Source organism: Bacteroides sp. 519, assembly GCF_010500955.1.
GTDB lineage: Bacteria > Bacteroidota > Bacteroidia > Bacteroidales > Bacteroidaceae > Bacteroides.
In genome coordinates, this window is sequence record NZ_QVMJ01000054.1 from 7,628 (window position 1) to 7,952 (window position 325).

The following is a 325-nucleotide window of genomic DNA, read 5'->3' on the forward strand; positions in this document are numbered from 1 at the left end:
ATGCGGCATCGTATTTAGAACTCTGTGTAACTCTGTGAACTCTGTGGTGAAATACTAACCGAACCACTCCTTCCATTCTATAGTATGAATAATTCAGGTTAGTGAATTAACTTTTAACTTCTAATAGCGGCAAAATTAACTTCTAAATGTGCATAAACTAACTTCTAAATGTGCATAACAAAACTGGGCTGTTTATAAAAAACCGATTGGCTCTTTATAAAAAGCCAATCAGCTCTTTATAGAAAGCTAATTGGTTGTTTATAAACAGCCTAGTTTGAATGTGCAGAAAAAATAGTTATTTACTGCGGATGCAGGAGTTAATTTG